The sequence below is a fragment of the Sulfitobacter sp. W074 genome, assembly GCF_025142275.1.
GTDB lineage: Bacteria > Pseudomonadota > Alphaproteobacteria > Rhodobacterales > Rhodobacteraceae > Sulfitobacter > Sulfitobacter profundi.
Genome location: NZ_CP081130.1, coordinates 3,224,991 through 3,249,710 on the forward strand (window position 1 = coordinate 3,224,991; position 24,720 = coordinate 3,249,710).

At 62.3% G+C, this 24,720-nt stretch carries 23 protein-coding genes and 1 other RNA gene; 10 read left to right on the plus strand and 14 right to left on the minus strand.

Annotated elements, in window-relative coordinates:
- Positions 1–119: 119 nt before the first annotated feature.
- From K3762_RS16075 to K3762_RS16090, 4 genes are read right to left on the minus strand one after another with little or no spacing between them, the layout of a single operon-like run.
- On the minus strand, positions 120–1,700 hold the full coding sequence (locus K3762_RS16075; RefSeq protein ID WP_260010518.1) for an ABC transporter ATP-binding protein: 1,581 nt from the start codon (positions 1,698–1,700) through the stop codon (positions 120–122).
- Complete coding sequence (locus K3762_RS16080) at positions 1,697–2,803, minus strand: ABC transporter permease (protein WP_067624908.1); 1,107 nt, start codon at positions 2,801–2,803, stop codon at positions 1,697–1,699. Before K3762_RS16080 ends, K3762_RS16075 begins: the two co-directional genes overlap by 4 nt.
- Positions 2,803–3,894: a microcin C ABC transporter permease YejB gene (locus tag K3762_RS16085; protein WP_067624906.1), complete on the minus strand. Its 1,092-nt coding sequence runs from the start codon at positions 3,892–3,894 to the stop codon at positions 2,803–2,805. Before K3762_RS16085 ends, K3762_RS16080 begins: the two co-directional genes overlap by 1 nt.
- A gap of 9 nt (positions 3,895–3,903) precedes the next feature.
- Positions 3,904–5,832 (minus strand): extracellular solute-binding protein, encoded by a 1,929-nt coding sequence (locus K3762_RS16090; protein WP_132443775.1) that lies wholly within the window; start codon positions 5,830–5,832, stop codon positions 3,904–3,906.
- Between the two features lie 265 nt (positions 5,833–6,097).
- Here K3762_RS16090 and K3762_RS16095 point away from each other — a divergent pair, with 265 nt between their 5' ends.
- The gene (locus K3762_RS16095) at positions 6,098–7,351 is read left to right on the plus strand and encodes a GAF domain-containing sensor histidine kinase (RefSeq protein WP_132443776.1); all 1,254 of its coding nucleotides are present in this window, start codon (positions 6,098–6,100) and stop codon (positions 7,349–7,351) included.
- 44 nt (positions 7,352–7,395) lie between these two features.
- Here the strand turns inward: K3762_RS16095 and K3762_RS16100 are convergent, their stop codons facing one another.
- Positions 7,396–8,217 (minus strand): alpha/beta fold hydrolase, encoded by an 822-nt coding sequence (locus K3762_RS16100; protein WP_132443777.1) that lies wholly within the window; start codon positions 8,215–8,217, stop codon positions 7,396–7,398.
- A 124-nt stretch (positions 8,218–8,341) separates the two neighbouring features.
- Positions 8,342–8,842, minus strand: a complete 501-nt coding sequence (locus tag K3762_RS16105; RefSeq protein ID WP_067624897.1) for a cytochrome c family protein — start codon at positions 8,840–8,842, stop codon at positions 8,342–8,344.
- A gap of 154 nt (positions 8,843–8,996) precedes the next feature.
- On the opposite strand from K3762_RS16105, the gene K3762_RS16110 reads away from it, so the two are divergent.
- The gene (locus tag K3762_RS16110) at positions 8,997–9,854 is read left to right on the plus strand and encodes a prephenate dehydratase (RefSeq protein WP_132443778.1); all 858 of its coding nucleotides are present in this window, start codon (positions 8,997–8,999) and stop codon (positions 9,852–9,854) included.
- A 15-nt stretch (positions 9,855–9,869) separates the two neighbouring features.
- Here K3762_RS16110 and K3762_RS16115 read toward each other — a convergent pair whose 3' ends face one another.
- Positions 9,870–10,343 carry an SRPBCC family protein gene (locus K3762_RS16115; protein WP_067624890.1) on the minus strand — a complete coding sequence of 158 codons (474 nt, stop codon included), beginning with the start codon at positions 10,341–10,343 and terminating at the stop codon, positions 9,870–9,872.
- A 72-nt stretch (positions 10,344–10,415) separates the two neighbouring features.
- A complete protein-coding gene (nudC, locus tag K3762_RS16120; protein ID WP_132443779.1) occupies positions 10,416–11,384 on the minus strand; it encodes an NAD(+) diphosphatase in 969 nt (322 codons plus the stop codon).
- Between the two features lie 405 nt (positions 11,385–11,789).
- Here nudC and ffs point away from each other — a divergent pair.
- Positions 11,790–11,887: signal recognition particle sRNA small type (gene ffs, locus K3762_RS16125), an RNA gene on the plus strand.
- 171 nt (positions 11,888–12,058) lie between these two features.
- Here ffs and K3762_RS16130 read toward each other — a convergent pair.
- Positions 12,059–12,892, minus strand: coding sequence for a neutral zinc metallopeptidase (locus K3762_RS16130; RefSeq protein ID WP_067624885.1), 834 nt, complete (start codon positions 12,890–12,892; stop codon positions 12,059–12,061).
- Between the two features lie 63 nt (positions 12,893–12,955).
- On the opposite strand from K3762_RS16130, the gene K3762_RS16135 reads away from it, so the two are divergent.
- The 4 genes from K3762_RS16135 to recR all read left to right on the plus strand — a co-directional run bounded on the left by K3762_RS16135 (position 12,956) and on the right by recR (position 16,208).
- Positions 12,956–13,318, plus strand: coding sequence for a YidH family protein (locus K3762_RS16135; RefSeq protein WP_067624882.1), 363 nt, complete (start codon positions 12,956–12,958; stop codon positions 13,316–13,318).
- Positions 13,319–13,395: 77 nt separating this feature from the next.
- Positions 13,396–15,159, plus strand: a complete 1,764-nt coding sequence (locus K3762_RS16140; protein ID WP_260010519.1) for a DNA polymerase III subunit gamma/tau — start codon at positions 13,396–13,398, stop codon at positions 15,157–15,159.
- A gap of 52 nt (positions 15,160–15,211) precedes the next feature.
- Entirely contained in the window at positions 15,212–15,556 is a 345-nt protein-coding gene (locus K3762_RS16145) for a YbaB/EbfC family nucleoid-associated protein (RefSeq protein ID WP_067624876.1), read from the plus strand.
- A gap of 58 nt (positions 15,557–15,614) precedes the next feature.
- On the plus strand, positions 15,615–16,208 hold the full coding sequence (recR, locus tag K3762_RS16150) for a recombination mediator RecR (RefSeq protein ID WP_120351929.1): 594 nt from the start codon (positions 15,615–15,617) through the stop codon (positions 16,206–16,208).
- Positions 16,209–16,323: 115 nt separating this feature from the next.
- On the opposite strand, the gene K3762_RS16155 is transcribed toward recR, so the two are convergent.
- The 3 genes from K3762_RS16155 to K3762_RS16165 all read right to left on the minus strand — a co-directional run bounded on the left by K3762_RS16155 (position 16,324) and on the right by K3762_RS16165 (position 19,725).
- Positions 16,324–17,502 carry a type III PLP-dependent enzyme gene (locus tag K3762_RS16155; RefSeq protein ID WP_260010520.1) on the minus strand — a complete coding sequence of 393 codons (1,179 nt, stop codon included), beginning with the start codon at positions 17,500–17,502 and terminating at the stop codon, positions 16,324–16,326.
- 186 nt (positions 17,503–17,688) lie between these two features.
- Positions 17,689–18,810 (minus strand): endonuclease/exonuclease/phosphatase family protein, encoded by a 1,122-nt coding sequence (locus tag K3762_RS16160; RefSeq protein ID WP_260010521.1) that lies wholly within the window; start codon positions 18,808–18,810, stop codon positions 17,689–17,691.
- A gap of 120 nt (positions 18,811–18,930) precedes the next feature.
- On the minus strand, positions 18,931–19,725 hold the full coding sequence (locus K3762_RS16165) for a DUF1013 domain-containing protein (RefSeq protein WP_260010522.1): 795 nt from the start codon (positions 19,723–19,725) through the stop codon (positions 18,931–18,933).
- Positions 19,726–19,848: 123 nt separating this feature from the next.
- On the opposite strand from K3762_RS16165, the gene K3762_RS16170 reads away from it, so the two are divergent.
- Entirely contained in the window at positions 19,849–20,493 is a 645-nt protein-coding gene (locus K3762_RS16170) for a ribonuclease T2 (protein ID WP_260010523.1), read from the plus strand.
- Positions 20,494–20,655: 162 nt separating this feature from the next.
- On the opposite strand, the gene K3762_RS16175 is transcribed toward K3762_RS16170, so the two are convergent.
- Positions 20,656–21,666, minus strand: a complete 1,011-nt coding sequence (locus tag K3762_RS16175) for an NAD(P)H-quinone oxidoreductase (protein WP_260010524.1) — start codon at positions 21,664–21,666, stop codon at positions 20,656–20,658.
- A 98-nt stretch (positions 21,667–21,764) separates the two neighbouring features.
- On the opposite strand from K3762_RS16175, the gene K3762_RS16180 reads away from it, so the two are divergent.
- Both K3762_RS16180 and K3762_RS16185 read left to right on the plus strand, forming a co-directional pair.
- Positions 21,765–22,994 (plus strand): AMP-binding protein, encoded by a 1,230-nt coding sequence (locus K3762_RS16180; protein WP_132443787.1) that lies wholly within the window; start codon positions 21,765–21,767, stop codon positions 22,992–22,994.
- Positions 22,991–24,097: a thiolase family protein gene (locus K3762_RS16185; RefSeq protein ID WP_120351935.1), complete on the plus strand. Its 1,107-nt coding sequence runs from the start codon at positions 22,991–22,993 to the stop codon at positions 24,095–24,097. Before K3762_RS16180 ends, K3762_RS16185 begins: the two co-directional genes overlap by 4 nt.
- 36 nt (positions 24,098–24,133) lie before the next feature.
- On the opposite strand, the gene K3762_RS16190 is transcribed toward K3762_RS16185, so the two are convergent.
- Positions 24,134–24,679: a biotin transporter BioY gene (locus K3762_RS16190; protein WP_120351936.1), complete on the minus strand. Its 546-nt coding sequence runs from the start codon at positions 24,677–24,679 to the stop codon at positions 24,134–24,136.
- Positions 24,680–24,720 lie beyond the last annotated feature (41 nt).

A 24,720-nucleotide genomic window follows, 5' to 3' on the forward strand; every position in this document is an offset into this window, starting at 1 on the left:
CGCCCCTCAGGCGACGCCCCCCAATCTTCATCCTTTTAAAAATACCCGCGGGGGAATCGCGCCCCCCGGCGCGATGGGGGCAGCACCCCCCTCTCTCTCTCCGCACTTACGACGTCTGCTTAACCAGCCGCCTGCAACAGCTTGCGCGTATAGTCGGTCTGCGGATTGTCATAAAGCGCATCAACGTCGCCGTATTCCACCACATCGCCGCGCTTCATCACCATCACCTTGTGCGACATCGCCCGCACGACCTTCAGATCGTGACTGATGAACAGATAGGCCAACCCGTATTTCGCCTGCAACTCCCGCAGCAAATCAACGATCTGCACCTGCACCGTCATGTCCAAGGCCGAGGTTGGCTCGTCGAGAACCAGCAGCTTCGGCCGCAGCACCATGGCGCGGGCGATGGCGATCCGCTGGCGCTGCCCGCCGGAGAACTCATGCGGGTAGCGGTCCATCGTCGCGGGGTCGAGCCCCACTTCCGTCATCACCTCCGCCACCAGTTCACGTCGGTCGCGCGCCTTGTCGATCTTGTGGATCGCCAGCCCCTCCGAGATGATCTGGAAACAGGTCATCCGCGGGCTGAGCGAGCCGAAAGGATCTTGAAAGACGATCTGCATATCGGCGCGTAGGCGGCGCAGCTTTTTGGTGGACCATTTGCGCAGGTCCTCGCCACGAAAAGTCACCTCCCCTTCCGAGCCGATGAGCCGCATGATCGCCAGCGCCGCGGTGGTCTTGCCCGAGCCGCTTTCGCCGACGATGCCAAGCGTTTCGCCCGCGCGGATCGACAGGCTCGTGTCGTTGACGGCCTTCACATGGCCCACGGTACGGCGCAGCAGGCCCTTCTGGATCGGGAACCAAACCTTGAGGTTGTCGGTCCGCAGCACTTCGGGCGCATCCGCCGCCACGGGGGCCGGCGCGCCGGTGGGCTCGGCGCCGAGCAGTTTGCGTGTATAGGGGTGTTGCGGATTGTCGAAAATCTCAGCGGTCGGCCCCTCTTCGACGACCAGCCCCTTTTGCATGACAAAGACCCGGTCGGCGATGCGCCGGACGATCCCGAGGTCATGGGTAATGAACAAAAGCCCCATCCCCATCTCATCCTTCAGGTCTTTCAACAGGTCGAGAATCTGCGCCTGAATGGTCACGTCGAGCGCCGTGGTTGGCTCATCCGCGATCAAGATGTCGGGCTTGTTGGCCAGTGCCATCGCGATCATCACGCGCTGCCGCTGCCCGCCGGAAAGCTGGTGCGGATAGGCGCCCATGCGGCTCTCCGCGTCATTGATGCCGACCTGTTCCAAGAGGCTCAACACCCGCGCCCGCGCCTTGGCCCCCTGCAATCCCTGATGCAGCGCCAGCGACTCCGCCAGTTGCTTTTCGATCGTGTGCAGCGGGTTGAGCGAGGTCATCGGCTCTTGAAAAATGAACGAGATGTCGTTGCCGCGCACCTTATGCAGCAGCTTGTCATCCGCGCCGATCATCTCTTGCCCGTCATAGGTGACCGAGCCGCTGACCCGCGCGCTATCGCCCAAGAGCGACACCGTCGAGAGCGCCGAGACCGACTTGCCCGAGCCGCTTTCGCCCACCAGAGCCACCGTCTCTCCCCGGTTCACGGCAAAGCTGACCCCGCGCACAGCCGGGATCAACTGCCCGTCCTGCCGAAAGGAAACCTGCAGGTCTTTGACGTCCAACAAAGCAGTCACGAGAAGGTCTTTCTAGGATCGAATGCGTCGCGGATGCCTTCAAAGATGAAGACCAGCAGCGACAACATGATGGCAAAGGTAAAGAAGGCCGAGAAGGCCAGCCAAGGCGCTTGCAGGTTCTGCTTGGCTTGCAACGTCAACTCCCCCAGCGACGGCGCCGAGGACGGCAGGCCAAAGCCCAAGAAGTCGAGCGTCGCCAGAGTGGAAATCGTGCCCGTGATGATAAACGGCAGCATGGTCAGCGTCGCCACCATCGCGTTGGGCAACATATGGCGCAGCATGATTGTGCCGTTGCCGACCCCAAGCGCACGGGCCGCGCGGACGTATTCAAGGTTACGTGCGCGCAGGAATTCGGCCCGCACCACGCCCACCAGCGCCGTCCATGAGAACAGCACCAAGAGGATCACTAAGAGCCAGAAACTTCGCCCCAGAATGGCGAACATAATGATGATCACGTAGAGCGACGGGGTTGAGGACCAAATCTCGATGATGCGCTGAAAGATCAGGTCGAGCCAGCCGCCAAAGAAGCCCTGTACCGCGCCCGCCAGAATGCCGATAATCGACGCCGCCCCGGTGACGATCAGGGTGAAGACCACTGACAAACGGAAACCATGGATCACCCGCGCCATAACATCGCGTTTGGTGCCGTCGGTCCCGAGCCAGTTCTGCCCGTTGGGCGGCAGCGGTGCGGCACCGGGGCGGTCCACGGCGGTGTCGAAGGAATAGGGAATGACAGGCCAAAGCGCCCAGCCCTTGTCGATCGCTTCGCCTTCGACCTCGCCATCCGCGGCGTCGATAATATAGCCCTCAGGGTCGTCGAAACAGGCATCCAGCCCACCGGTGGCGATGAGGCATTGCACCTCAGGGTCGCGGTAGGCGGCTTCGGTCTGGAAATCGCCGCCAAAAGCGGTCTCGGGGTAGAAGTTGAAAATCGGCGCGTAATACTCGCCGCGGTAGCTCACGAGGATCGGCTTGTCGTTGGCCACGAACTCGGCCAGCAGCGAAATGCCAAAAAGGATCGCGAAAATCCACAGCGACCAATAGGCGCGGCGGTTCGCGGTGAAATTGCGCCAGCGGCGCTGGTTCAGGGGGGACAGCGCCATCAGCCTTCCCTCTTCTCAAAGTCGATGCGCGGGTCGACGAGCACATACATCATGTCCGACAAGATGCCGACGACAAGGCCGATGAGGCCAAAGATGAAGAGCGTCCCGAAGACGATCGGATAATCGCGCGCAACCGCCGCCTCAAAACCCAGACGCCCCAACCCATCAAGGCTAAAGATCGTCTCGATAATGATCGACCCGCCGAAAAAGACCGAGATGAAGACCGCCGGGAAACTGGCGATCACGATCAGCATCGCGTTGCGGAAGACATGCCCGTAAAGCACCTTGCGCTCTGACAGGCCTTTGGCGCGGGCGGTGATGACATATTGTTTTTTGATCTCGTCCAGAAAGCTGTTCTTGGTCAGCAGCGTCAGCGTGGCAAAGGCCGAGATCGTCGAGGCCAGTACCGGCAGGGTGATGTGCCAGAAATAATCGGCCACCTTGCCCAAGGGGCTGAGGCTGTCGAAATTATCCGAGGTCAGGCCACGCAGCGGGAAGATCTGCCAGTAAGACCCACCGGCAAAGAGCACCAGCAGCAGGATGGCAAAGAGGAAACCGGGGATCGCATAGGCCGCAATGATCGCGCCCGAGGTCCAGGTATCGAACCGGCTGCCGTCGCGCACCGCCTTGCGGATGCCCAAGGGGATCGACACCAGATGCGCGATCAGCGTTGACCAAAGCCCCAGCGTGATCGAGACCGGCAGCTTTTCCTTGATCAGTTCGATCACACTGATGGCACGGAAGTAACTCTCGCCGAAATCAAGCCGCATGTAGTTCCACAGCATGTGAAAGAACCGCTCCACGGGGGGTTTGTCGAAGCCGAATTCCTTCTCCAACTCCTCGATTAACTCAGGCGGCAACCCGCGCGCGCCGACATAGGTGCTGTCAGACCCGCGCGCCATCGTGTCGACCCCGGCGTCGTTGTTGCCTCCGGCAAAGCCGCCAAAGACATCGCCGCCGCCCTGAATCCGCGCGATGGCCTGCTCTACCGGGCCACCGGGGACGAATTGCACCAAGGCAAAGTTGACCAGCATGATGCCGAACAAGGTCGGGATCACCAGCAACAGCCGTCTGAGAATATAAGCACCCATGTGGTCGCTTTACCGCAAGGCGCCGGAGGCGCGCAATTGCTGCGCGCGGTCTTCGTCATACCACCAGAAATCGAGGTAGCCCAAAGCATAGGACGGAATCTCGGGGTGGTCGTATTGGTCGTAATAGGCAACCCAATAGCTGTCGTTGTACCATGTGGGGATCATAAAGAATTCATGCCGCAGCGCCCGATCCAGCGCCATCAGAGCCGCATCTTCGTCCTCTGCCGTTTCGGCATCGAGCGAGGCTTCGATGATCGCGTCGACCAGCGGGCTGGCAAGCCCTGCGGGATTGAACAGCGAAAATTCCGCCGCCTCGGACCCGTAGCGCTGCGACAGACCGGTGCCGGTGCCAAGGAAGGCGGCATAGGCGTCATAGATCATGTCATAGTCGCGGTCCCGCTCACGGGCGGTGTATTGCGAACTGTCCACCTTCTCCAGCCGCGCGTCGATGCCGATGGATTGCAGGTTGCCCACAAAATTTTCGATCACCGCCGAAATCGTCGGCGACCCGGCGGAGTTCATCAGGAAGTTCAGCCGCAGGGGTTCGCCCGCCTCATTGACACGCATGCCGTTCTGCACGGTCCAACCCGCATCCTCCAACAGCTTGGAAGCCTGCCGCGCGTTGCGGCGGTCCAACAGGCGGCTGGGGTCTGAGGAATGCGGCACCACGGCAGGCGCGCTCAACAGCTCCCCCGGCACCAGATCGCCAAGGCTTTCCAGAAGCGCCAGTTCCGCCCCCTCGGGCGCGGCCCCGGCCATCAGCGGCGTGTCTTGCGTGAACGAGGCGCGGTGGCTGAAGAGCCCGTATTGCAGCGACTCGTTGGTCCATTCAAAGTTGAACATCAGTGCCACAGCCTCGCGCACACGGCGGTCCTGCAGCGTCTCGCGGCCGAGGTTAAAGATGATGCCCGAAGGCGTGGGAGGCGAGCCGTCGGGCAGCTCGGCCTTGACGATGTCGCCGTCACTCACCTTGGAGAAGTCGTAGCCTGTGGCCCATTTCTTGGAATCCCCTTCGGCGCGGAAGGTGTATTCGCCCGCCTTGAACGCCTCAAAGGCCGAAGTGTCGTCGCTGAAAATCTCCAGCCGGATGCGGTCGAAATTCATGCGGCCACGGTTGATCGGCAAGTCCTTGCCCCAGTAGTCGGGGTTGCGTTTCAGCACGATGCGCTTGGTCAGATCGACGCTTTCGACCATATAGGCGCCCGATCCGGGGGGCGGGTCCATCCAGCTGTCTTTAAGGGTGTTGCCGGTTTCCTCGAACCAATGTTTCGGCCATGCGGGCACGCCGCCTACCGTCTCGATCAGGCTGCGGCGGGAGATACCGTCGGCAAAGTGGAATTTCACCGTATGATCGTCCAGCGCTTCAACCTTGGGGATGCGCTTGCGCACCGCGTCTGCATAGGATTTCAGGCCCTCGTCCAAGAGCAGGTTGTGCGAGAACACGATGTCATGCGCGGTCACCGGCGAGCCGTCCGAAAACGTCGCCTCGGGGCGCATGTGGAAGGTCACCCAAGACTTGTCCTCGGGGTACTCAAGACTTTCGCACAGTAGGCAGTAGCTTTCGCCATAGACATCCGCCGGCAGCGGCTCACCCGAAGGGGCCTCGCCCAGCAGGCTTTCAAACCCGAAGATCGAGAACAGATGCGCACGGCCCTTGCCGGAATAGGGGTTCATCGAATCCAGCGTGCCCACGAAGGGGATCGAGATTTCCCCGCCCTTGGGTGCATCGGGGTTCACATAGTTAAAATGCTCGAAATCCGCCGGGTAGGTCAGATCGCCATAAAAAGAATAGCCATGGCTTTTGATGACCTCTTGCTCCTGCGCCGCGGCGGCACCGGCCAACAGGGCCGCCACCATCAGCGTCAGCGTCGCGAGCCAGAGCGGCAGGTCATCAAAGACCGAAGGGCGGGTCGCGGCGCGGGTCTGGGCACGGGGCATAGGTCACTCCTTGGCGTGGCATAGTCCGGGTAGGCGTCATCTAGGCTAACGCTGTGAGATGCCAAGATACAAGTTGCGAATATGTAAGGTTGCCCTGCACGGGCGGTCCGCCGCGGAGGTTGCCCCATCGAAGGGCGATTTCCCCCGCTTCCGCTCGCGAGAATGTGTAGCCCGACGCCCGGGAACTTCGCAGGCCAGCCGATTTCTCGCCCCAAAATTAACAGATTCTTCACTCAAATTAACGATGCGTAAACTGGAGCAGACGATGAGAACCTACCCGATTCCCTTTAACGAAGAAGCCCGCTTGCGCGCCGTTTTTGATGTGCCCGGCCTCACGGCCGAGAACGAAGCTTTGTTCGACACTATCTGCGAGGCCACCCGCCGTCTGCTTGACTGTCCGATTGCACATATCAGCGTCGTGGAGGCCGATACCCAATGGTACAAATCCGTGGTCGGCTACCCGCTGGAACCGATGCCGAAGGACACCGGGTTTTGCAGCCATACGATCATGTCGGACGTGCCACTGGTGGTGCCCGACCTCAGCAAAGACCCCCGATTTGAGCGCCACCCCATGGTTGCCAAGGGCGGACCCGAGGCGCGCTATTACTGCGGCGTGCCGCTGATCCTGTCCTCGGGCCACCGCTTTGGCAGCCTCTGCGCGCTGGACCTGCAACCGCACGAACAGCCCTCCGAGAAACAGATCGCCCTGTTGGAAGACCTTGGCCGTATGGTCGTCGCGGCGCTTGAGCGCAGCCAGCCGAACGCCCCTGAGCTAAAGGCCGACACCAGCGCCGAATCCACATTTTTAACGCTGGTGGGTCACGAACTGCGAACACCGCTCACGGTTCTCTTCGGCAGCCTGCGCATGTTGGAGGCCAAAGCCGAACAAGGGGTTAATCCGCTGCTGATTCGCTCTGCCCGGCGGTCTGTCGACCACCTCAGCGCGTTGATCGAGACGATCATTTCCTATAGCAATGTCAGCACCGGAGAGCTGCGCCTGAACGAGCGGAAATGCAATCTGAACGATCTTTTACAATCGGTTTCGGCCCTGCATTTCGCCACCACAGATGCGACCACGAAAACCATCACTCTGCGCGACAGCCTGCCGCTTGAGGAAATGCACATAGATGGCGACCAGATCGAATTGGCGGTGACGGCCTTGGTGCTGAACTCGGTGCTGCACGGGGGCAGTGAGATCGCGCTAGGGACGTTCAAAGACGCCGAGGGCAATATCGAGATTTCGATCGCCGACAATGGCTCTTTTGACGATCACGTCGACCTTGCCGAGCTTTACAAACCCTTTGTCGTCGGCGGCATGATGGACCATCGCAGCACCAAGGGCGGGCTGGGCCTTGGCCTGCCGCTGACCCGCAAGCTGATCGAAATGCACGGCGGGGATTTCGAGGTGCATGTAGAGGCGGGCCGCAGCCGCGCCGTGATCCGCCTGCCCGCGTGGCGCTGCGACATCGGCGGGATCGCCGCGGCAAACGTCGCCGCCCCGGTGATCGCGGCTCAGTAATTTTGAAGCGCGGGGAGCGCACTATGCCGCGCCCCGCTCTTTGCTCAGGCTCCGTCGACCGTGCGGATCAATGCGTTGATCTCTTCCGCCAATAGGTCCGGGTGATCCTCAGGCGTGAAGTGTTTGCCCCCTGCAATCCGCCGCAGCGGTGCATTCAGATCTTTCGCAAGCCGCTCCCCATATTCGAGCTTTTGAAACTCATCGGCCGCGCCCCAAACGATCCGAGCGGGGATGTTGAGCGTGGGCAGCTTATCCGCGATGGCCTGGGTGTCTTCCACATCCAGCGACTGCGCCTGCCGGACAAAGGCTTCGGCCTCTCCATGTTGGGCGTAATGCGGGGCGTGGGCGTCAAAGGCAGCCTCGGCGGCGGCGTCGGTCTCATGCCCCTTGGAGAACATCATCTTCAGCAACTGGTGGAACGACCCATCGGGCGCATGTTTCGCCACGCCGCCAGTCTTGGCCACGGCGCTGACCAGCGGCACGGGCCATGAATCATAGCTGATCGCATTCGTCAAAAGCAGCCCGCTGACCATTTCAGGATGACGCACCGCCGCAATTTGCGCGACACCGCCGCCAAGGTCATGTGCGGCAAGGATCGCACGCGAGATGCCCTGATCGCGCATCCAAGCGACCAGATAGTCCGCTTGGGCCGAGACCGAAATATCACGCCCTTCGCCCTGCGGGATCGAGGCACCATACCCCGGCATTTCCCAAGCGAGCACCCGGCGCCCGGTGACCTTCGGGGCGACATCCCGCCAAAGCGCGGGGCATGTGGGAATACCGTGAAGCAGGATGACAGGATCACCCGCCCCCGTCTCTTCCCAACACATTTCGATCCCATTGACCGTGGTTGTATGACTTTGCATGTCGCGTCTCCTTTCGGTGTGGACGTTTCATGGCCCAACACCCGCATGAAGAAGACGTTCCGCCGCGCCCAAACGCAAAAGCCGCCCCAGAGGGCGGCTTTCACTCACGCAATGCAGCGTGGAATTAGTTGGAAACGCTTTGTAGGTAAGCGATCACGTCAGCGCGGTCTTCGACTTTACGCAGACCGGCGAAACCCATGGTGGTGCCGGGGGCATAGCCTTTGGGGCTCGTGAGGAAGGCGCTCAGCTCTTCCGGGGTCCATGCACCTTCGAGCGAGGTCAGAGCGCCGGAATACCCGAAACCGTCAACCGAGGCGATATCGCGGTCGACCACACCGTCAAGGTGCGGACCAACGGCGTTGGAGCCGTCGACCTTGTGGCACGCGGCGCATTTGCGGAACACTTTAGAGCCGCTGTCGGCATCGCCTTCGGCCATCACGGCGGTAAAGTCGATCTCTTCGCCGCCTTCGTCACCACCGGCATCGGCCACTTCGATCACATAGGACGCTTCCCCATGTGCATCGGCGTGGTAAATCTCTTCCCCCGCCCATTTGCCCAGCAGAAGTACCAACCAGGCGCCGAATACGCCGGCTGCGATTTTGGTCAGGGTCATTGTATCGAACATGCGTCAGGGTCCATCACTTGGTATTGGCACCATGGGCGGGCCATGGTTCTTGGCATCGTTGCCCGCGTATCTATTGCTTTCCCTTGGCGCAGGCAAGGTGTAGTTACCGCGACCAATTGCCCTTCTCCGCGCCTTTTGCAGCAGGATACGATCCATGACCGCCCAGACCACGCCGCGCATCGCCTTCCAAGGGGCCCTTGGCGCCTATAGTCACGAGGCCTGCCTTCAAGCCTGCCCCGACATGGAACCGGTGCCCTGCCAGTCGTTCGAAGGCGTGATCCGCGCCGTAAATGAAGGGCGCGCCGAACTGGCGATGCTGCCGGTGGAGAACACGACCTATGGCCGTGTGGCCGATATCCACCGCCTGCTGCCGGAAAGCGGACTGCATATCATCGGCGAAGCTTTCGTTCGGGTGCGCATCGCTCTGATGGCCCGCCCCGGCGTGGCATTAAAAGACATCAAACACGTCCGCGCGCATCTGGTGCTGCTGCCGCAGGCGCGCAGTTTCTTGCAGCAACATGGGATCACCTCTGAACCCGCCGCCGATTCCGCCGGTGCCGCCGCCGAACTGGCCGCCACCGAGGGCTGCACCGATGGCGTTCTCGCCGGAGAGGTCGCGGCAGAGATCAACGGCCTGACCGTGCTGGCCCGCGATATTGAGGATATGGACCACAACACCACCCGCTTTCTGCTGATGGCGCCTGAGATCGACCTCTCCCGCCGGGCCGAGCGGATGCTGACCACCTTCGTCTTTGAAGTGCGCAACATCCCCGCCGCGCTTTACAAGGCGATGGGGGGCTTTGCGACCAATGGGGTGAACATGACCAAGCTCGAAAGCTATATGGTCGGCGGGTCCTTCACCGCGACACAGTTCTACGCCGATATCGAGGGCCATCCCGAAGACCCGGCGGTGAAACGCGCGCTGGATGAATTGGGGTATTTCACCAATAAGCTGGAAATTCTCGGCGCCTACCCCGCCCATCCCGGCCGGGGCGCGCCGAGCGGGATGTAGGCTAGGCGCGCAGGCTCAGACTTTGACGCCGCGGGCGTGACGTTCTTCCATACCGCGGGCATATTCCGCCACGCGGTCCTTGTATTTCTTGGTTAGGGTCGTCTTGGCCAGCTTGAGCGATTGCACCCAAAGCCGCGCGGAAAGGGTCAGCGGCTTGATCTCAAGCGCTACCAACACGCGCGTGCTGTTGCGCGACAGGGGCATCAATTCAAACGACATTTGCCCCGCCAACCCCTGTGACATGCTGTCGATCACCATCTCGTTGGGCCGGTCGAAGGTCACCATCTCAAGCGTCAGCTCGCGCCGCTTGCCGCGCAGGGGGAAGACCGCGTTCCAAGTCATTCCCACACCGGGCTGATGCATCGTATCGGCGCGCTGCACCTCGGCACCGCGCCGCATGGCCGCCCGCTCAAAGCTCTCAAAATCGCACAACATGTCAAAGACCGCTTCGATCGGGGCTTCGACGTCTTCTTTGGTCGAGAATTTCATTCCGTCCGTTCCAATTCTTCTGCTCGCATTTGCCACCCCTGCCGCTTTGACCGGGCCTGTTAGGTCGGTGTATCAGGTCAGTGTATCCGCAAGCCAGTTTTCCAGCAAGAAATGCGCGATGGCCCCGCGACGGGCGGGCAGCAGACGCGGGTGACTTCCGGCAAAGACATCCATCATCTCTTCGCGGGTGACCCAAAGCGCGTCTTCGATCTCAACCGGGTCAACGGTCAGGTCGCGGCTCAGCGCTTCGCCAGCGCAGCCCAACATCAGCGAGGCCGGAAAGGGCCATGGCTGGCTGGAGAGGTAGCTCACCGCGCCGACCTGCACCCCTGCTTCTTCAAAAACCTCCCGCCGCACGGCGGCCTCTACCGTCTCTCCCGGTTCGACAAAGCCTGCCAGCAGGGAGTACATCCCCTCGGGCCAGCCGGGGGAGCGGCCCATGAGAACGGAATTGCCATGGGTAATCAACATGATAACCACCGGATCGGTGCGCGGAAAATGCGCCCCTCCGCAATCGGGGCAGACGCGCTGCCACCCGCCCTGCGCCAGATCGGTGGCACAGCCGCAGCGCGCGCAATGGCGGTGCGTTTCGTGCCAACCGAGGATCGCCTTGCCGCTGGCAGCCAGTTCGGCATCGCGCGGGTCAAGCCATGTCATCACCCGCCGCAACTCGGCGAATGCCATGTCATCGCCCAGCAGTGGGTGCCGCTGTTCGCTGGGGTCAAGGAACGCCCCCAGTTGCGATTGGTCCAGATCGGCAGGCTGCCAGCCTGAGATATCGACAGCAAAGCGCGCGGCCCCGTCCTCACGGCCCAGCAAGATGGGCGCGGCAGCGGCCTCTTGCAGCGCCGGGTGATCCATCGCCAATCGGACCAAACCGGCAGGGCGTTCAGGCGCGATCAGGGGTTTGCCACGCCAAAAGACGATGGCGCGCGCCGCAGGGTCGGCGCGAAGCTGCGCCAACGCTTCCGGGTTGCCGCGTATCTCTCCCGCCCGATCAAGGGCCGAGCCTCCAAAGGTTACCGTCTCCGCGTGACGCATGGTGCTCTCCCGATACCGGCCCGATACAGGCTTTGTGCGTTTCGCCCAGCCATGCCACGGCGCAGGCGATATTGGCAATCCCAAGCCCCCTTGCCAGAGCGGTTGAAATCTGGTCATATCAAAACAGCTTTAGGTTGTGTAATTTTAACGAGTAATTCCCTTTACGGTGAACAAGCGCAGCACATATGTCACGGCCGGTGTCGTTCCCCCCGAGGGGGGCACCCCGGTCGGGGCACGTCTGCGCAGCGCAAGCGGTCCACTATACCTCACCGGGCGCGCTGCCCTTTCTTAATGATATCGCGCATCTGTCGCCCGATCCCCGCGGAATAACGGCATCGGGCTTCGCCCAGATCTGGATCCGCTTGTGAGGCTTGCACTTCGATCCTCCCCCTCCTATATGGGCCTTGAGAGGTTGGTGCGGGCAAGCGCCTCGCCAACCCGGTCAGATCCGGAAGGAAGCAGCCGTAACGAGCCCCGCTTGGGTCGTTATCAGCCTCTCACCACCGTCGCATTGTGCAGCAATGCGACGCCCCGGCAGTCGCTCCGCAGGAACGATGAAAGGGGTAGATTCTCCAAAGAAATTGTCGCGGTTGAGAGATAACAGGCCCGCCGACATGCCCCGCCTGCGGGCACCACGGGCATCGCCCCCTAGGGAGGGCGCCGCCCACATCATCTTACAGCCGATCCGCCTCAAATGTATCACAGGCCGCGATCTCGCCGCTCTCAAAGCCCCGTTCGAACCAACGCGCGCGTTGCTCTGACGTGCCATGGGTAAAGGTATGCGGCTGTGGCACCTGACCGGCCTGCCGTTGCAAATGGTCATCCCCGATCATCCGCGCCGCATTCAAGGCTTCCTGAAGATCGCCCTTTTCCATCAACCCTTCGACGTTCGACGCCCAGATCCCCGAAAAACAATCGGCCATCAGCTCAAGCCGCACGGTCAGGGCATTCGCCTCAACCTGAGAGGACTGCTGCCGCATCCGAGCCACCTGCGGCAAGACGCCGATCTCATTCTGCACATGGTGGGCGACCTCATGTGCGATCACATAGGCTGCCGCGAAATCGCCCTCGGCCCCAAGACGCTGGTCCAGCGTGCGGAAAAAGGCGGTGTCGAGATAGGCCATGTTATCCGCCGGGCAGTAAAAGGGGCCGGTTGCGCCGGAGGCACCGCCACAGGCGCTTTGGGTGACGTTTTCGAACACGACAAGCTTGGGCGGCGTATAGGTTTCCCCCAATTGCTCTTGGAAAATCCGGCTCCAGACCTGTTCTGTCGTGGTCAGCACGCGGGCGGCGAAATCGACTTGCGGGTCTTCGCTGTCGCTCAGCGGGCGGGACTGCTGGACCTGACCGCCGCCTTGGCCGGTCAATAGCGGGGTCACGTCGATGCCGGTGAAATATCCAATGGCCATAACCGCCAGAACGCCCACCAAACCAAGTCCGCCCGCCTTACCGGCCCCTCCGCTACGGCGAATGACATTCTTGCTCCGCCCAATTCCCCGCAAACGCATTTACCGTCCCCCGCTATGTCAAAGTTTATTGCCACATGAACGCGCAACGAGCAGATTGGTTCAATGAAGGATAAAAACGATCTCGCTGAAAGCCGCACCGATTGGGCCGAGGACCGCACGATTCTGGCCAATGAGCGCACCTTTGCGGGCTGGATGCGTACCGGCATGGCCTGTGTGGCCGTGGCGATTGGTCTGCGTGCCGTCTTTGGTGAGTTTGAGCCGACATGGGTGGCCAAGGCTGTGGCCTCGGTCTTCATCATAGCCGCGCTCTATGTCTATTGGGCGGCACAGGCGTCGGCGGCGAAAACCCAAAAGCGACTGAGCGACCATCACGCCAACGCCCAGCCCAACAGTCGCATGAAAATTCTGGCCGCCATCCTTGCGGTTGCCTCAACCGGCGTCGGCGCGATCCTTTGGATGCTCTGAGCATCCCGCAAGCACGGTAGACGCCACGGCGCGGAGCGCCTAGTTTACGGCCTTGACCGAATCCGATCTGGGGCACCATGACAGATACATCCGCCTACCGCGTTCTGGCCCGCAAATACCGGCCCGAAACCTTTGCCGATCTTGTCGGCCAAGACGCCATGGTGCGCACGCTCAAGAACGCTTTTGCCGCCGACCGGATCGCGCAGGCCTTTGTGATGACGGGCATCCGCGGCACCGGCAAGACGACCACCGCGCGGATCATCGCCAAGGGGATGAACTGCATCGGGCCAGACGGCAACGGCGGGCCGACGACTGATCCTTGCGGCGTCTGCGAACACTGCACCGCGATCATGGAAGGCCGCCACGTTGATGTGATGGAGATGGACGCCGCGTCGAACACCGGCGTTGCCAACATCCGCGAGATCATTGATTCGGTGCATTACCGCGCCGCCTCGGCCCGCTACAAAGTCTACATCATCGACGAAGTGCACATGCTCTCGACCGGTGCGTTCAACGCGCTGCTGAAGACGCTGGAAGAGCCGCCCGAACACGTCAAATTCATCTTTGCCACCACCGAGATCCGCAAGGTGCCGGTGACGGTGCTGTCGCGCTGCCAACGCTTTGATCTGCGCCGGATTGAGCCCGAAGTGATGATCGCCCTGCTGCGCAAGATCGCGACGGCAGAAACTGCCGAGATCACCGACGACGCGCTGGCGCTGATCACCCGCGCCGCCGAAGGCTCCGCCCGCGACGCGACCTCGCTGCTGGATCAAGCGATCAGCCACGGCGCGGGCGAGACGGGCGCCGAACAGGTGCGCGCCATGCTGGGTCTGGCGGACCGAGGCCGGGTGCTGGACCTATTCGACATGGTGCTGCGCGGCGATGCGGCAGCGGCGCTAACGGAACTCAGCGGCCAATACGCCGATGGGGCAGACCCGATGGCCGTGCTACGCGATCTGGCCGAGATCACCCATTGGGTGTCGGTCGTGAAGATCACGCCTGATGCCGCCGAAGACCCCACAATCGCCCCCGAAGAACGCACCCGTGGCCAGCAAATGGCCGAGACCCTGCCGATGCGCGTGCTGACGCGGCTGTGGCAAATGCTGCTGAAAGCGCTGGATGAAGTGGCCGCCGCCCCCAACGCGATGATGGCCGCCGAAATGGCCGTGATCCGCCTGACCCATGTGGCCGATCTGCCCTCGCCCGAAGAACTGGTGCGCAAGCTGCAAAACAGCACGCCACCCCCGGCCCCCGGCCCCGTCGGTGGTGGCGGTGGCGGCGGCAATGGCGCGCCCCAAGGCAGCACCGGCGCGCAGGCCGTGCAACACGCCCAGCAGCGCATGGCGTCGAACCCCGGCCCGCAGGGGCAGAGCACCGCCTTGGCGCAAGACCTGAACGCCGCGCTGGCCCGCTTCCCGACATTCGAACATGTGGTTGAGCTGATCCGCGTGAACCGCGATGTGAAACTGCTGGTCGAGGTCGAAACCTGCCTGCAACTGGCCGCCTATCAGCCCGGCCGCATCGAATTCGTCCCCACCGACGACGCCCCGCGCGATCTGGCGCAACGGCTGGGGCAAAAGCTGCAACTCTGGACCGGCAATCGCTGGGCGGTGTCGCTGGTCAACGAGGGCGGTGCCGAAACCATCGCGCAAATCCGTGATGCGCGCGAACTGGCGCTCAAGAAACAGGCCGAAGAACATCCGATGATGCAGGCCGTGTTGGCACAGTTCCCCAAGGCCCGCATCACCGCGATCCGCACCCCCGAAGACATCGCCGCCGCCGCCACGGCAGAGGCGCTGCCAGAGGTCGAAGACGAATGGGATCCGTTCGAGGACGGTTGATACCCCCCACCTCACGCCACATATAAACGACAACACAACAAGGAGACCCCAGATGCTCAAGGGATTAGGCGGCCTCGGCGATATGGCCGGGATGATGAAGAAAGCTCAGGAAATGCAGGGCAAGATGGCCGAACTGCAAGAGGAGATGCACAACATCACCGTTGAGGGTGAATCCGGTGCGGGCCTCGTCAAAGCGACATGTTCTGCCAAAGGTGAGTTGAAGGGCCTCGATATCGACCCGTCGATCTTCAACAAAGACGAGAAAGAGGTCGTCGAAGACTTGATCCTCGCCGCCATCAAAGACGCGCAGAGCAAAGCCTCGGACCGTGCGCAGGCTGAGATGAGCAAGCTGACCGAAGGCATGGGCCTTCCTGCGGGCATGAAACTGCCCTTCTGACCTGATGGGGCGGAGTTGTTTCCGCCCCTCACCCCCAAAGTTTTTACAGGTGCCATCCTTGAGCTCTACCCGCGACATTGACGCCCTGATTGAGCTGATGGCGAAATTGCCCGGCCTTGGCCCCCGCTCGGCCCGGCGCGCGGTGCTGCACCTGATCCGCAAACGCGCGCTGTTGCTCACCCCCCTGTCCGACCTGATGCAGACCGTCGCCGCCACGGCGCGCGAATGCCTGAACTGCGGCAACGTGGGCACCGCTGATGTCTGCGACATCTGCACCTCTGAAAAACGCGCCAATGGTGAGCTTTGCGTGGTCGAGGATGTGGCCGACCTTTGGGCGATGGAACGGTCCGGCGTGTTCAAGGGCCGCTATCATGTGCTGGGCGGGACGCTCTCGGCGCTGGATGCCATCGGCCCGCAGGAATTGCGCATTCCGCGGCTGGTCGACCGGATCGATACTGAAAGCGTGACAGAGGTGATCCTCGCGCTCAACGCCACGATCGACGGGCAGACCACGGCTCATTACATCGCGGATCAGTTGGAGGGCCGGGTGCGGCTCACCTCCCTCGCCCAAGGGGTGCCGATTGGCGGGGAGCTTGATTACCTCGACGACGGAACGATCACCGCCGCGATGCAGGCGCGTAAGGCGCTTTAGGTCTCACCGGAATCAAAACCGCCTCAAAGCCCAGAATTAAAGATCAAAATCAAAGCGGGCCGCCCGCTCCTCCCAAAGCAGACGGCCCTTTTCCGTGGCGACGCAGATCGTGCTTTCAGAGCACGATCACATCAAGCGGCGGAAATCCATTGAACCCAACCGAACTGTAGGAACTTGTGTAGGCTCCGCAAGCGCGAATCATCACTTTATCGCCATCGCGGAGAGATAAAGGCAGATGAATTGGTCGTTTTTCGTAAAGGATGTCCGCCGAATCGCAAGACGGGCCAGCCAGAACGCAGGGTCCGGTCTCTTCGCCGTCATGCGAGGTGACGATTTGATAGCGAATCGCTTCGCCTTCAGTTTCGGCCAGCCCCGAGAAGCGCCCGATATCCAGATAGACCCAGCGGTGCAGATCGTCCGCGGATTTACGGCTCACCAGCATGACTTCGGCAGCGATGTGACCGGCCTCGGCCACCAGACCACGGCCCGGCTCTGCCATCACTTGCGGCACGTCGCCAAAGCGGGCTTTGACGGCGCGCATCACAGCGGCAGCATAGGCGCGGGGCGCTTCGATGCTTTCGCCGTAAAAGGCTGGGAAGCCACCGCCGAGGTTCAGCAGTTGCAGGTCATGGCCATCCGCACGGGCAGCATGCCACAGCGGCGCGACCTGATCCAACACCGGGTTCCAGAACTCCGCCTTGCGGGTCTGCGAGCCGACGTGGAAGGACAGACCGAAGGGCACGAGGCCCACGGCAACCGCGTGGTTCAACAGCGCAGGCAGCGCGGAACCGGCACAGCCGAATTTGCGGCTAAGCGGCCAGTCTGCCATGGAGTTCTCGACGATCAAGCGCAGGTAGACCCGCGCGCCCGGTGCGTGGGCGGCGATCTTGTCGAGCTCGGCTTCGCTGTCGGCAGCGAACAGGGTCACCCCAGCGGAATGCGCGAAGGCAATGTCGGAGGCGCGTTTGATGGTGTTACCGAAAGAGATGTTTTCCGGCTTCGCACCTTGGCTGAGGCAAAGTTCAATCTCGGCACGCGATGCCGCGTCAAAGCCAGAGCCTTTTTTGACCAGCAGACGGATGATTTCCGGCGCCGGGTTCGCCTTCACCGCGTAGTGGATATGCGCCTCGCCCAGACCGCTATGCAGCGCATCATATTGCGCGGCCACACGCTCGCGGCTGATGACAAGCGTCGGCTTGTCAAAGCTGTTGGCGGCAATATAGGCAGCGGCCGGATCGGCAAATGAATTGGATGCGGTGCGCAGTGCACCGGGTACTGTAGCGTTCATGGTCATCTCCAAAGAGCAGGTGGGGCTGGTTCCCCGCGTGTCGTTTCAAGAGACGTTACCGTCGCTACATAAACGCGGGTCAGTCAGAGTAGGAACTGACCGGCCAGAGGCGCGTGCGTTGGCGTCTGTAATGCGCCACATACGCCGTTTTAGGATTCGTACAAGGGGTAAAATTACCCGAAATGCAGATTGTTAGTTTTCCTCATCTTCCCAATCACTGCCGATGGGGTCGCGGTCTCTTTTGCGTTCTTCTTTGATCATATCTTTGGTCTCCTGCTCCTCTTCTCGATCGGTTTCTTCGGGATCACTTTTGGCGGCTTCGGTCTGGGCCAGCGCCAAGACAAACCACATGGGGAAGTGATCCGAGCCGATCTTATCAAGCCGGTCCATCTCGAGCAGGCGGAACTGCGGGTCGTGGAACAGGTGATCGAGCGGCCAGCGCATCCACGGCATCGTCGCGCTAAAGGTGTTATACATGCCGCGCCCCACGCGCGGGTCCAACAGAGCAGAGAGCCGCTGAAACCGCCGCGTCGTCGTGGACCAAGCCACATCGTTCAGATCGCCCGACACCACGGCGGGCAGCGGATCTTTCTCGGCCTCAATCCCGACCAACGCGATTTCGCTGTCGCGCCCCTTGGTGTCATGTTCGATCACAGGCGGTTCGGGGTGCACGACATAGAGGCGGAAATCCTCCCCCATCGGCAAATGCACCCGGGCGCGGATCGACGGCACGTCGCGCGTCACCAACTCCCGCACCTCAACCTCCGACAGCGACAGTTTCGACATCACGCAAAGCCCGTAGCCATTGTCGAGCGGCACGTCGATGCGGTGCTCGTAGTTCTTACCCAGCCCGGCATCCAGCGCATCAATCCAATCCTGATCCACTTCGATGGCCATGAAGATATCCGGCACTCGCGCCTCAACGAGGGCGATAAGCTTGCCATAGTCCCGGTTGGATTTCTTGACGTTAGCCGCCAGCAGACTGAAATGGCGGTCCGTCTCGCGGCGCAGCTCGGGCGAAGCGGCGAGAGATTGCTTGCGCCAAATTGGGGTGAACTTGGTGATATAAATCGCCTGAAGCGCTGCCACGCCCAGCATGAGTGCGATGCCAATCATGCCGTAAGTCGTCGTTGGCCCTTGCACCAGCGCGAAGGCGGCGGCCAGCAGCAGCGCCAGACCAAGGAATTGCTCACGTGGAAAGGCCAGCCCCCGGATCGCCCCAAAAGGCAGCTTACTCAGCGGCAGTAGGCTGCACAGTATCAGCAGCCCTGCCAGCCCCCAGATCATCCAGTCCAATGCCGTTTCCAAATCCATCCCCCGGCGCAAAGCGCCTTTTTTAACAAAGAAAAACAGGGCGCCGAAGAATCCGACGCCCTGTCACTTTAACACATCCTTGTGGCGAAAGTTCCTTCCGCCACACTGCCCTGAGGGGGCTTAGCCCTTGGCCTTGTCTTCATCCTCGTCGTCTTCATCCTCGTCGTCTTCATCGGTGCTCTCTGGCAGCGAGAAGAAGCTGTCGGCGTCGGAGTAATCGCCCTTGGAATGATCCTCTTCCTCTTCGTCGTCCGTGCTGTTGCCGGAGAGGGTGAATGTTTCCAGACCTTCGATGGCCGTGGGGATTTTGGGCTCGTTGTCCATGCCGAGGCTCTGCTCGGTCGACACCAGCTTGCGGCGCTCGTCGTCGTTCATCACTTCGCCCGCAGCGGCCTTTTTCGCGGCGGCCTTTTGCACGGCGGCGTCAAGCTCGGACTGTTTGCACAGGCCAAGGGCAACCGGGTCGATCGGCTGGATGTTGGCGATGTTCCAATGCGTGCGCTCGCGAATCGCTTGGATCGTCGGCTTGGTGGTGCCCACCAGTTTGCTGACCTGACCGTCGGAAAGTTCGGGGTGGAACTTGACCAGCCACAGGATCGACGCCGGACGGTCCTGACGTTTGCTGAGCGGGGTATAGCGCGGGCCGCGACGTTTCTCTTCGCCCTCGGCGGCGGCGTTGAACTTGAGCTTCAGCTTGTGCAGCGGATTGTCCTGCGCCGCGTCGATCTCTTCTTGAGTGAGCTGGTTGTTGGCAACCGGATCAAAACCCTTCACGCCCTGCGCCACGTCGCCATCGGCGATGCCCTGCACTTCCAATTCATGCATGCCGACGAAATCAGCGATCTGCTTGAAGCTGATGGTGGTGTTGTCCACGAGCCAAACGGCGGTGGCTTTGGCCATAATCGGTTTTGCCATGTCACTCTCCTAAAAACGCAATTTTCCCGTCGCCTGAAAGGCTGTCCTGCTTGGCAGAACGGTCTTCATTGTCGGGGAAGTTGGCGGCTGTATACTGTCTCAAACATCATAAGGGAAGACCCAATGCGGCCACTGCGCGCCTGTCTGCTGATCCTCGGGCTGATCGCCCCCGTCCCCTCTCTGGCCGAGGGGGAACGTTCGGGTGAATTCGACTATTACGTCATGTCCCTGTCATGGTCGCCCAACTGGTGCGAATTGACGGGCGACGCGCGGCAGTCTGCGCAATGCGATGCGGATAAGGACCACGGCTGGACCCTACATGGGCTTTGGCCACAATTCACGCGCGGGTATCCGTCCTATTGCCAAAGCGGCCAGCGCCCGCCCAGCCGCGCACAGACCGGGGCGATGGCCGATATCATGGGCACCGGGGGCTTGGCATGGCATCAATGGAAGAAACACGGCTCCTGCAGCGGGCTGGACTCGGCGGATTATTTCGCCCTCTCACGAGAGGCCTACGCCCGCATCAACCGCCCCGAGGTCTTTCGCAAGCTCGACCGCGCCGTTTCCCTGCCCGCCTCCGTGGTAGAGGAGGCATTCCTCAAAGCGAACCCCGACCTGACCGCACAGGGGATCACCATCACCTGCAAGCAAGGCCACATCCAAGAGGCGCGCATCTGTTTGTCTCGCAGTCTTGAGTTCATCCCCTGCGGGCCGGACGTTCGGCGGGACTGTACGCTTGATAACGCCCTGTTCACCCCTTTGCGCTAAACCCATCGGGGCGGGTATCTGGGCGAAAACGGGAGAGGCGTAATTTCCTCCCCCGCATTCAATGCCTTTCGGCTCTCTCTCCAACACGGGTGGCTGGCGTCCCGGCCACCCGTGCTATCAGTAAACGAATTACTGGTTAACAATTCGTTACTGATTCAAATTTTATTGGTCTGCCTCGGAGTCCAGCGCGCCACCGACCTTTAGAACGATCTTGCCGATATGGCCGCTGGCCTCCATCCGACGGTGCGCGTCATTCGCCTCGGACAGGTCATAGGTGCTGTCCATCACCGGGGCGACGCGGCCCTGCTCCAACAGGGGCCAGACGTTCTGCAAAAGCTCCTCTGCAATCCGCGCCTTGGCCAGATCGCTTTGCGGGCGCAGGGTCGATCCGGTCATGGTCAGGCGGCGGGTCATCAGGGTGACAAAGTTCACCTCCTGCTTGGCCCCCTGCAGGAAAGCGATCTGCACCAGCCTGCCATCTTCGGCCAAAGCCTTCAGGTTGCGGTTGATATAGCTGCCCCCAACCATATCAAGGATCACATCCGCGCCGCCCTCGGCCTGCAGCACGTCAACGAAATCCGTATCCCGGTAGTTGATCGCCACTTCGGCACCCAGCTTCATGCAGGCCGTGCATTTGCTATCCGTCCCCGCGGTCACAAACACCCGCGCGCCCAAGATACGGGCCAGCTGGATCGCCGTCGTGCCGATGCCGGAAGAGCCACCGTGGATCAGCACTTTCTCCCCAGCCTTAAGCCCGCCCCGCATGAAGAGGTTGGACCAGACGGTAAAGAACGTCTCGGGAAGGCAGGCCGCTTCTTTCAGCCCCATGCCTTCGGGGATCGGCAGGCAATGCGCGGCGGGGGTGGCGACATATTCGGCATAGCCGCCGCCGGGCAGCAGGGCGCAGACCAGATCCCCCGGTGCCAGTGTCGTCACGCCGGGGCCGACCTCGACCACCTCGCCCGAGGCCTCCAGCCCCGGCAGATCGCTGGCGGTGGGCGGCGGCGCATATTTGCCCGCGCGTTGCAGCGCGTCGGGGCGGTTCACCCCGGCATAGGCGACCTTGATGATGACCTGCCCATGTTTCGGTTGGGGCCGCGGGCGGGTGGTGCCCTGAAGAACGTCCGGACCGCCGGGTTCGGTGATTTCGATTGCACGCATGGTCTCTGTCATGTCTGAAGTATCCTCGGGTCTGGTTTTGCCGCAGCCTAACGGGCGGCCCCGGGGCGTGCACCCGGAATTTGAAGCCCGACGGAAGTGGGAGAAGGCGGATGCGCGCGCAAGGCAATTTCAGATGGCATCAGGACGCGCGGCTTTTCGCGGGACAATCGGAAGTGCCCCGCGCGCCCGAAGGCCAGCGCGACAGCTTCCGCGCCCTACCCGCAACCCCGACCTTCGACGCGCTGACGGCCCTTACCACAACGATCAGCCAGCAGGCCCCCTTTTGCCTCGGCGACCGCCCCCTGCCCGATGACATCGCCTGTCCGCCCGGCGCGTTCCTCACCCTCACCGGGGGCGCGTCGGGCCAACCCAAGGCCGTGCGCCGCAGCCAAACTTCTTGGACCGTCAGCTTTGATGTGAACGCCGATCGCTTTGCTCTAACCCGCCACGACAGCGTTGCCGTGTTGGGGCGGCTCAGCCACTCCCTGTCGCTCTATGCGGTATTGGAGGCGCTGCACCTTGGCCTCGACGCGCATGTTCTGGCCGATCAGCCCCCCCGCCAGCAAGCGTCGCAGATTGCCACATCGGGGGCGACGATCCTCTATGCCACGCCGACGCAATTACGGCTGCTGGCCCGTGGGGCCGCCGCCCCGCTGCCCTCGCTGCGGCTGGTGCTTTGTGGCGGCGGCGCGCTTGATGCGGCGACGCGGGCGGCGACCGGGCGGCTTTGCCCCCATGCGGCGGTGCACGTGTTTTACGGCGCGGCAGAAACGAGCTTTATCACGCTGGCCGATGCCGCCACGCCCGAAGGATCGGTTGGCCGCCCTTATCCCGGCGTCGAACTGCGGCTTTTGGATGCGGCGGGGCAACCCACTTCAGACGTGGGTGAAATCTGGGTGCGCAGCCCGTACCTTTTCGATGGCTACGCACAGGGCCGCAGCACCGAGACCCGCAGGCAGGATGGTTTCGTCACCGTGGGCGAGATGGGCGAACTGGATGACAAAGGACAGCTGTGGATCAGAGGGCGGCGGCAGCGCATGGTGCAGATTGCCGATCAACTGGTCTTCCCCGAAGCGGTGGAGGCCGTGATCGCCGCGCATACTGGTCTGCCCTGCGCGGTTCTGCCCCGTGACGATGCGCTGCGGGGGCAACATCTGATTGCAGTTGTCGAAGGCACCGCAGAGGCGGCGCGCCCTGAGGAAATCATCGCCCATTGTCGCGCAGCACTCGGCCCACTGGCCGCCCCCCGTCGCGTCTATTTCCGCTCCGACCTGCCGCTATTGCCTTCGGGCAAGATCGACCTTCGCGCCCTCGCCGACGGGGTGGAGGGCCAAGCATGACCCGCGCCTACATCGTTTCTGCCTGCCGCAGCCCGGTCGCCCCGCGCGGCGGCGCCTTGGCGCATCTGACTCTGCCCGATCTTGCCGCGCCGGTTCTTTCCGCCGCCCTTGCCCGCGCGGGGTTGGCCCCTGCGCAGGTCGACGAAGTGATCTGCAGCACCGCCCTTGGCCCCGGCGGCAACCCCGCGCGCAGCATCGCCTTGGCGGCGGCGCTGCCTGAACATGTCGCGGGCCTGAGCATCGATCGGCAGTGCGCGGGGGGCTTGGACGCGCTCGCGCTGGCGCGCCAAATGATCCTTGCGGGGGCTGCGGATATCGTTGTGGCGGGCGGGGCGGAAAGCTACTCGCGCCAACCGTTGCGCTACCGCACCTTCGCCGATGGCCGCCCGCCTGAGCCCTATACCCAAGCGCCCTTTACCCCATGGCCCGCGCGTGACCCCGACATGGCGCAAGCCGCCGCTGCGCTTGCCCGGTCGCAGGGTATCACCCGCGAAGCGCAGGATGACTGGGCGGTGGAAAGCCACGCAAAGGCCCGCGCGCAGCTAGCGCCCAAGGCGGAACTCGTACCGCTCGCAAACATCGAAGCCGATACATTCACCCGCCGCCTCACCCCCGCGCTTTGCCGCCGGGCCAAGGTGCTTTCCGGTGAGATCACTGCCGCCAATGCCGCCGTCGCCGCCGATGCCGCGGCCTTTTGCGTCGTTGTCTCAGACCGAATGGCGGCTGAGCTCACCGTGCCAAAGATCGAACTTATCGCCACCGCAACCAAGGGCAGCAAACCCGAAGAGCCGGGACTGGCACCACTGGTGGCGATTGGCGAAGTCTTTCGCCAAACGGGATTAACCGCCAGCGACCTGACCCTCGCCGAGATCATGGAGGCCTATGCCGTGCAGGCCATCGCCTGCGCCACCGGCGCGGGGGTCGCGCCGCAGATCGTCAACATCGGCGGGGGTGCCTTGGCACGCGGGCATCCGATTGGTGCATCGGGTGCGATCAACGCAGTGCGGCTCTGGCATGGATTGGTGGCGCGGGGGTCGGGCACCGGATTGGCGGCGATTGCCGCAGCCGGGGGGATCGGCTCTGCCGCGCTGATGCGGCTGTAGCGGCCCGCCCCCTTTGGGGGGAGCGGGCCAATCGTTTTAGCTGCGCGACAGCACGCTTGCGGGACGCGCCTTGGCCAGACCGGAGGTGATGAAACCCGCCAGCACGGCTTTGATCAGGTCACCGGGGATGAAGGCTTGGACCAGCAGGGTCGCCTCAAGCAGCGTCTTGTTCAGCGTCATCATCATGCCGAAGATGCCAAAGGCATAGACCACAAGGATGCCGCCCAAGACGGCCGAAACCCCGGCGGCCAGACCCACAGGCGCGCTGCGCCACTGGTCCATGATAAAGCCAGTCACAAAGGCACCGATCGGGAAGCCAACGAGGAAACCAACGGTCGGCGAGGCAAAGACGCCCAGACCGCCACGGCCTCCGGCCAGAAGCGGCAGACCAAGCGCCACCAGTGCCACGAACAGCAGTGCGGCAAGACCACCGCGCCATGCGCCCAGCACCGTGCCACAGAGCATGACGCCCAGCGACTGCGCCGTGATCGGCACGCCAAAGCCGAGCGTGAATTTCGGGATCAGGCCCAATGCCGCAATCAGCGCGGCGAAGAGGGCGATCATTGTCAGATTGCGTTCCATTGAGAGGGTCCTTGAATTAAAGTTTCCAATGCCTAGGCCAG

What these genes read in the sequence shown, in the direction of transcription:
- K3762_RS16080 (WP_067624908.1), bottom strand. Translation starts at nt 2,803, where the DNA reads ATGGCGCTGTCCCCCCTGAACCAGCGCCGCTGGCGCAATTTCACCGCG.
- K3762_RS16085 (WP_067624906.1), bottom strand. Translation starts at nt 3,894, where the DNA reads ATGGGTGCTTATATTCTCAGACGGCTGTTGCTGGTGATCCCGACCTTG.
- K3762_RS16090 (WP_132443775.1), bottom strand. Translation starts at nt 5,832, where the DNA reads ATGCCCCGTGCCCAGACCCGCGCCGCGACCCGCCCTTCGGTCTTTGAT.
- K3762_RS16095 (WP_132443776.1), top strand. Translation starts at nt 6,098, where the DNA reads ATGAGAACCTACCCGATTCCCTTTAACGAAGAAGCCCGCTTGCGCGCC.
- K3762_RS16100 (WP_132443777.1), bottom strand. Translation starts at nt 8,217, where the DNA reads ATGCAAAGTCATACAACCACGGTCAATGGGATCGAAATGTGTTGGGAA.
- K3762_RS16105 (WP_067624897.1), bottom strand. Translation starts at nt 8,842, where the DNA reads ATGTTCGATACAATGACCCTGACCAAAATCGCAGCCGGCGTATTCGGC.
- K3762_RS16110 (WP_132443778.1), top strand. Translation starts at nt 8,997, where the DNA reads ATGACCGCCCAGACCACGCCGCGCATCGCCTTCCAAGGGGCCCTTGGC.
- K3762_RS16115 (WP_067624890.1), bottom strand. Translation starts at nt 10,343, where the DNA reads ATGAAATTCTCGACCAAAGAAGACGTCGAAGCCCCGATCGAAGCGGTC.
- nudC (WP_132443779.1), bottom strand. Translation starts at nt 11,384, where the DNA reads ATGCGTCACGCGGAGACGGTAACCTTTGGAGGCTCGGCCCTTGATCGG.
- K3762_RS16130 (WP_067624885.1), bottom strand. Translation starts at nt 12,892, where the DNA reads ATGCGTTTGCGGGGAATTGGGCGGAGCAAGAATGTCATTCGCCGTAGC.
- K3762_RS16135 (WP_067624882.1), top strand. Translation starts at nt 12,956, where the DNA reads ATGAAGGATAAAAACGATCTCGCTGAAAGCCGCACCGATTGGGCCGAG.
- K3762_RS16140 (WP_260010519.1), top strand. Translation starts at nt 13,396, where the DNA reads ATGACAGATACATCCGCCTACCGCGTTCTGGCCCGCAAATACCGGCCC.
- K3762_RS16145 (WP_067624876.1), top strand. Translation starts at nt 15,212, where the DNA reads ATGCTCAAGGGATTAGGCGGCCTCGGCGATATGGCCGGGATGATGAAG.
- K3762_RS16155 (WP_260010520.1), bottom strand. Translation starts at nt 17,502, where the DNA reads ATGACCATGAACGCTACAGTACCCGGTGCACTGCGCACCGCATCCAAT.
- K3762_RS16160 (WP_260010521.1), bottom strand. Translation starts at nt 18,810, where the DNA reads ATGGATTTGGAAACGGCATTGGACTGGATGATCTGGGGGCTGGCAGGG.
- K3762_RS16165 (WP_260010522.1), bottom strand. Translation starts at nt 19,725, where the DNA reads ATGGCAAAACCGATTATGGCCAAAGCCACCGCCGTTTGGCTCGTGGAC.
- K3762_RS16170 (WP_260010523.1), top strand. Translation starts at nt 19,849, where the DNA reads ATGCGGCCACTGCGCGCCTGTCTGCTGATCCTCGGGCTGATCGCCCCC.
- K3762_RS16175 (WP_260010524.1), bottom strand. Translation starts at nt 21,666, where the DNA reads ATGACAGAGACCATGCGTGCAATCGAAATCACCGAACCCGGCGGTCCG.
- K3762_RS16180 (WP_132443787.1), top strand. Translation starts at nt 21,765, where the DNA reads ATGCGCGCGCAAGGCAATTTCAGATGGCATCAGGACGCGCGGCTTTTC.
- K3762_RS16185 (WP_120351935.1), top strand. Translation starts at nt 22,991, where the DNA reads ATGACCCGCGCCTACATCGTTTCTGCCTGCCGCAGCCCGGTCGCCCCG.
- K3762_RS16190 (WP_120351936.1), bottom strand. Translation starts at nt 24,679, where the DNA reads ATGGAACGCAATCTGACAATGATCGCCCTCTTCGCCGCGCTGATTGCG.